The 6,000-nt window shown below is 68.9% G+C and carries 5 protein-coding genes; all 5 read right to left on the bottom strand.

Going from position 1 to position 6,000, the window contains the following annotated elements; genetic code table 11:
• Positions 1 to 150: 150 nt before the first annotated feature.
• The 5 genes from ACF09K_RS22710 to ACF09K_RS22690 all read right to left on the bottom strand — a co-directional run bounded on the left by ACF09K_RS22710 (position 151) and on the right by ACF09K_RS22690 (position 5,868).
• Complete coding sequence (locus ACF09K_RS22710) at positions 151 to 867, bottom strand: ABC transporter ATP-binding protein (protein ID WP_392246138.1); 717 nt, start codon at positions 865 to 867, stop codon at positions 151 to 153.
• Positions 864 to 1,760 carry an ABC transporter ATP-binding protein gene (locus ACF09K_RS22705; RefSeq protein WP_392246136.1) on the bottom strand — a complete coding sequence of 299 codons (897 nt, stop codon included), beginning with the start codon at positions 1,758 to 1,760 and terminating at the stop codon, positions 864 to 866. The genes ACF09K_RS22710 and ACF09K_RS22705 overlap by 4 nt, the downstream gene beginning before the upstream one ends.
• A gap of 5 nt (positions 1,761 to 1,765) precedes the next feature.
• Positions 1,766 to 3,592, bottom strand: coding sequence for a branched-chain amino acid ABC transporter permease (locus ACF09K_RS22700; protein ID WP_392246134.1), 1,827 nt, complete (start codon positions 3,590 to 3,592; stop codon positions 1,766 to 1,768).
• 5 nt (positions 3,593 to 3,597) lie between these two features.
• On the bottom strand, positions 3,598 to 4,530 hold the full coding sequence (locus ACF09K_RS22695) for a branched-chain amino acid ABC transporter permease (protein ID WP_392246132.1): 933 nt from the start codon (positions 4,528 to 4,530) through the stop codon (positions 3,598 to 3,600).
• A gap of 108 nt (positions 4,531 to 4,638) precedes the next feature.
• A complete protein-coding gene (locus tag ACF09K_RS22690; RefSeq protein WP_392246131.1) occupies positions 4,639 to 5,868 on the bottom strand; it encodes a branched-chain amino acid ABC transporter substrate-binding protein in 1,230 nt (409 codons plus the stop codon).
• Positions 5,869 to 6,000 lie beyond the last annotated feature (132 nt).

Genomic DNA, 6,000 nt, shown 5'->3' with positions numbered 1-6,000 from the left:
AGCTGATACGCGGGCCCCCAGGGGGGGGGCGGGCCCGGCGGGGGGGGGTGGGCGCCCCGGTTGGCCGCGCGCCCCCCGCGGGGGCCCCGGGGGGCCCCCCCCCCCGCGGCCCCCGGGGGCCCCCGGGCCTCTTCGTGTGCGGGGTGGGTGTCAGTCCTCGCCGAGGTAGGCCTTGCGGACGGACTCGTCGTGCAGGAGGTCGCGGCCGGTGCCGGAGAGCACGATCTTGCCGATCTCCATGACGTGGCCGTGGTCGGCGAGCGAGAGTGCCGCCTGGGCGTTCTGCTCGATGAGGAGGATGGTCATGCCCTGGGACTTCAGTTCCGCGATGGTCGCCATGATCTTCTGCATCATGATCGGGGACAGGCCCATCGAGGGTTCGTCGAGCATCAGCAGTTTCGGCTGGGACATGAGGGCGCGGCCCATGGCGAGCATCTGCTGTTCGCCGCCGGAGAGGGTGCCGGCGGCCTGCTTGCGGCGCTCTCCCAGGATGGGGAAGAGGTCGTAGGCGCGCTGGATGTCCTTCTCGATGCCCGGCTTGTCGTTGCGCAGGAAGGCGCCGAGGCGGAGGTTGTCCTCGATCGTCATGCGGGGGAAGATGTGCCGGCCCTCGGGGGAGTGGGCGAGCCCCAGCGAGACGATGTCGTGGGCGGGGATCTTCTTCAGGGACTTGCCGTTGAATTTGATCTGGCCGCCGACCGGCTTGAGGAGGCCGGAGAGGGTGCGCAGGGTGGTGGTCTTGCCGGCGCCGTTGGTGCCGATCAGGGTGACGACCTCGCCGGCCTCGACCTTGAACGAGATGCCCTTGACGGCCTCGATCTTGCCGTAGGCGACCCGGAGGTCCTCGACTTCGAGCAGTGCGGTCATCGGTCGTTCTCCTTGGCGGGCGGGGCGTCCGTCGGGGTGGCGGCGTGCGCTTCGGCGGCCTCCACTTCGGCGATCTCCTCGGTGCCGGGTGCGTCTTCGTAGGGTTCGCCGAGGTAGGCGGCGACGACGCGGTCGTCGCCCTGGACGGTGGCGCTGTCGCCCTCGACGAGTTTTTCGCCCTGGACGAGGACGGCGACGCGGTCGCAGAGGTTGAAGATGAAGCGCATGTCGTGCTCGATGACGAGGACGGCGATGCCCTGGTCGCGGATGGCGAAGACGAGTTCTTCGGTGGCTCGCGTCTCCTGGGGGTTCATGCCGGCGGTGGGCTCGTCGAGGAGGAGGAGGCCGGGGTCGCTGGCGAGGGCCCGGGCGATCTCCAGCTTGCGCTGTTCGCCGTAGGGCAGGTTGCGTGCGAGGTGGTCGGCCTTCTTCTCCAGGCCGACGAACTCGAGGAGTTCCATGGCGCGTGCGCGGGAGGCGGCTTCCGCCTTGTGGAAGCCGGGCAGGCGCAGGACGGCGGACCAGAAGCCTTCCTTGGTGCGGGTGTGGCGGCCGACGAGCACGTTCTCCAGGACCGTCATGTTGGCGAACAGGCGGATGTTCTGGAAGGTGCGGGCGATGCCGGCGGCGGTGACCTTGAAGGATTTGGGCGGCAGGACGGTGCCCTTGTAGCGGACTTCGCCTTCGGTGGGGATGTAGAGGCCGGTGAGGCAGTTGAAGAAGGTGGTCTTGCCGGCGCCGTTGGGGCCGATGAGGCCGACGATCTCTCCGGCGTTGACGTGGAGGTCGACGTCGCGGACGGCGGTGAGGCCGCCGAAGCGCATGGTGACGCCGCGGGCGTCGAGGACCCTTTCGCCGGTGGGGGCGACCGTGGTGGTGGTGTCGGTGGTCATGGTGGTCAGGCCCCTGCCTTCGTCAGGACGGTGGGAGCTTCCGCGTCCTCGTGGAACTCGAGCTGACGCCGGCGGTTGGGGATGAGGCCCTCGGGGCGGAAGCGCATCAGGAGGATGAGTGCGAGGCCGAAGGCGAAGAGCTGGTAGTCGCCGAGGAACTGGAGCTTGTTGGGGATGAGGAAGAGCAGTGCCGCGCCGATGAGGGGTCCGCTGATGGTGCCCATGCCGCCGAGGACGACTGCGGCCAGGAGGAAGGCCGAGTTGGGCGGGATGGGGCCGGCGAACAGGTACTGCTCGGGTGTCACGGTGTAGGTGACGTGGGCCTGGACGGTGCCGGCGAGGCCGGCGAGTGAGGCGCCGACGGCGAAGGCGATGAGCTTGACGCGGAAGCCGTTGATGCCCATGGCGAGTGCGGCGGTCTCGTCCTCGCGGATGGCGACCCAGGCGCGTCCGATGCGGGAGTCGCCGCTGCGTCGGAAGACGAGGACGACGACGGCGGTGATGAGGAGCATCAGGAAGAAGTAGTTGGCGAACCGGCCGATGGTGAAGCCGGCGACGGCGTGCTCGGTTCCGAAGTCGAACCCGAGGATGTTGAGGTTCGGGATGGAGGAGATGCCGTTGGAGCCGTTGGTGACGTCGGGGCCGGAGGTGCCGTCGAGGTTGTTGGCGGTGATGCGGAAGATCTCGCCGAAGCCGAGGGTGACGATGGCGAGGTAGTCGCCGCGCAGTCGCAGGGTCGGGGCGCCGATGAGGACGCCGAAGATCAGGGATGCGGCGGCGCCGACGAGGACGGCGGCCCAGAAGGGGAAGTGGACGTCGAAGGGGGAGCTGGGGGAGCCGGAGACCATGGCGGCGGCGTAGGCGCCGACGCCGAGGAAGGCGACGTATCCGAGGTCGAGGAGGCCGGCGAGGCCGACGACGATGTTGAGGCCGAGGGCGACGGTGCCGAAGATCAGGATGTAGACGCCGACGGTGGCGTACTGGTCGTCGGTCTGGGTGAAGGGGAACATCGCGGCGGCGACGAAGGCGCCGCAGATGGTGATGTTCTGGTGGCGGGCGGTGATCTGGGAGGCCTGGTTGACCAGTCCGGCCTTGTTGAGTGCGGCGAAGCCGAAGGCGGCGGTGATGAGGAAGCCGATGAAGAGTTCGTCGTACTCGGTGCCGATGCCGTAGGTGAAGACGGTGAGGCCGAGGCCGAGGACGGCGACGATGATGAGGATCTCGGCGTAGGGAGGCAGGGTGCCGACGGGGCGGGGGGTGCCGCCGGCGAAGGCGGCCTTGGTGATGTCCCGGGCGCCGCGCAGGCGGTGGCGGAACAGTTCCCAGCCGGTGTCGTCGGGGTCGTGGGGTTCGGGCGCGGGCCGCTCGAAGGGGAGGGCGAGGGCGCCGAGGAGGGCGGTCAGGGTGGCGAGGGCGGCGACGAAGCCGCCGGGCTCGAGGTTGACGACGCCGCCGAGGTCGACGGTGATCGCGACGACCGTGTACCAGACGGTGGTGAAGGCGGCGAGGGCGGCGAACTTGATCGCGCCGTCGGCGCCGGCGGGGGTGAGCCAGCGCAGGCCCTTGACGCCGTAGGAGGACAGGCCGAGGAGGGTGGTGAGGGCGCCGCCGATGAGGGCGAGGACCTGGAGGCCGCCGGGGTAGCCGTAGACGGTGAGGTCGCCGGGGAAGGCGGCCGTCCAGGTCCAGGCGAGGAAGGTGGAGACGACGGTGAGGGCGCCGCCGCCGGTGGCGAGGGCGCGGCCGAGGTGCTCCGGGATGCCGATGAGGCCGGTGGCCGGTGCGGTGGCGGGGGTGCTGGGGGTGCCGGGTGCGGTGGTCTGTGTGGTCATCGGTGTCACGCCCTGTCCGCGACGCGTTCGCCGAGCAGGCCCTGTGGCCTGAACAGCAGTACGAGGATGAGAAGTACGAAGGCCCAGACGTCGGCCCAGGACTGGCTGCCGAACTGGTCCATGCCGGGGATGTCGGCGATGTAGGCGGTGGCCAGGGTTTCGGCGATGCCGAGGACGACGCCGCCGATCATGGCGCCGTAGATGTTGCCGATGCCGCCGAGGACTGCCGCGGTGAAGGCCTTGAGGCCGAGGATGAAGCCCATGCGGTAGTCGATCTGGCCGTACTTGAGGCCGTAGGCGACGCCGCCGACGGCGGCGAAGACGGCGCCGAGGGCGAAGGCGACGACGATGATGCGGTCGGTGTTGACGCCCATGAGCTTGGCGGTGTCCGGGTCCTGCGCGGTGGCCTGCATGCCGCGTCCGGTGCGGGTCTTCATGACGAAGTAGGCGAGGACGGCCATGCTGATGGGGGCGGCGGCGAGGAGGAAGACGTCGCCGGTCTGGATGGTGACGTCACCGATGTGGAAGGGGCCGCCCTCGATCTGGGGGAAGGTGCGGGCCGACTTCGCCTCCGGGTACCAGGCCCAGACGGCCTGCTGGAGGGCCAGGGAGAGGCCGATGGCGGTGATGAGGGGGGCGAGTCGGGGTGCGCCGCGCAGGGGGCGGTAGGCGAACCGTTCCGCTCCGATGGCGACGAGGGCGGCGACCAGCATGGCGCCGATGAGCATGAGCGGCAGGGCTATCCACATGGTCGTGCCGTTGGGCAGTACCCAGAGGTAGACGGAGAGAGCCCCGAAGGCGCCCGTCATGAAGATCTCGCCGTGGGCGAAGTTGATGAGCTGGACGATGCCGTAGACCATCGTGTAGCCAATGGCGACCAGCCCGTACATGGATCCCAGTAGCAGGCCGTTGACCAGCTGCTGCGGCAGTTCGTTCACCGCATGTCCTCCGAGACGTTCGGATGTTTTCGACGGATGTGTCCGGATGTGGGTCCGCGCGGGGCGCCAGTGGAACAGCGCCCCGCGCGGCTCGGTGATGCGGGTGGGTCAGCCGGTGTAGGTGCCGGACTTCACCGACTTCCAGGCACCGTTCTCGACGGCGTACACGGTGAGCTGCTTGTTGGTGGCGTCACCGAACTCGTCGAAGGAGACCTTGCCGGTCACACCGTCGAAGGAGACGTTCTGCATGGCGGCGGTGACCTTGGCGCGGGCGTCGTCCGGGAGCTTGCCGTCGTTGTCGTCGACGACCTTCTTCACGGCCTCGATGATCGCCCAGGCGGAGTCGTAGGAGTAGCCGCCGTAGGCCTCGAAGGCCTCCTTGTAGTTCTCGGCCTTGTAGTTGGCCACGAACTCCTTGGCGGAGGGCAGCTCCTCGACCGGCGCGCCGACCGACGTGGCCAGGTCGCCGGCGGCGGAGGCGCCGGCCAGCTTGATGAAGTCGGCGCTGTAGATGCCGTCACCGCCGACCACGGGGATCTTGGCGCCGGCGGCCTTGATCTGCTTGCTCAGCGGGCCGGCCTGGGGGTACTCGCCGCCGTAGTAGACGACGTCGGCGCCGGAGTTCTTGACCTTCGTGGCGATGGCCGAGAAGTCCTTGCTGTCCGGGTTGATGTGCTCGGTGCCCGCGACCGCGCCGCCGAGCTTCTGGAACTCCTTGGTGAAGGTGGCGGCCAGGCCGGCGCCGTAGGTCTTCTTGTCGTCGATGACGAAGACCTTCTTCTTCTTGGCGTCGTTGAACAGGTACTGGGCGGCGAACGGGCCCTGGATGGCGTCCGTGGTCGCGGTGCGGAAGTACGAGTTGTAGACGCGCTTCTTGGAGTTCTGCCAGTCGGTGCCCTGGGTGAGCGCCGGGTTGGTGTTGGCCGGGGAGACCTCGACCAGCTTGGCGTCGTCGAAGACCTTCTGCATCGACTCGGCGACGGAGGAGTTCAGCGGGCCGACCACGCCGAGGACGGACTTGTCCGCGACCAGTTTGGTGGCGTTCTGCTGGCCCGAGGACGGCTGGGCCTGGTCGTCGAGCGCCTCGATCTTGAAGGTGACGCCGTCGACGTACTTCTTCTTGTTGGCCGTCTTGGCGGCCAGGTCGACGGAGTTCTTGATGCCGAGGCCCAGCGCGGACAGGTCGCCGGTCAGCGGGGCGTCGACGCCGATGGTGACGGTGGTGCCGCCGCCGCTGTCGGAGCCCTTGTCGTCGCTGTCGCGCGAGCCGCAGGCAGTGAGGGTCAGTGCTCCCGCGGACAGCGCAGCGGTGATGGCGATAAGCGAACGTTGACGCACGTTCCAGTCCTTTCCCTGGGCGGCCCTCCCCCCTGGAAGAGGCCGAGTCGAGCGCTGGGGCCGAAGGGGTATTCCAGCTGCGCGGTGACTGGCCGTGACTCTAAACGGGTGAAGGTAACGCGGAGGAGGCTC

This window comes from Streptomyces sp. NPDC014882 (assembly GCF_043081325.1).
Classification (GTDB): Bacteria; Actinomycetota; Actinomycetes; order Streptomycetales; family Streptomycetaceae; genus Streptomyces.
Note: the sequence above shows the minus strand (reverse complement) of the source record. Positions and strands in the feature narration are given on the sequence as shown.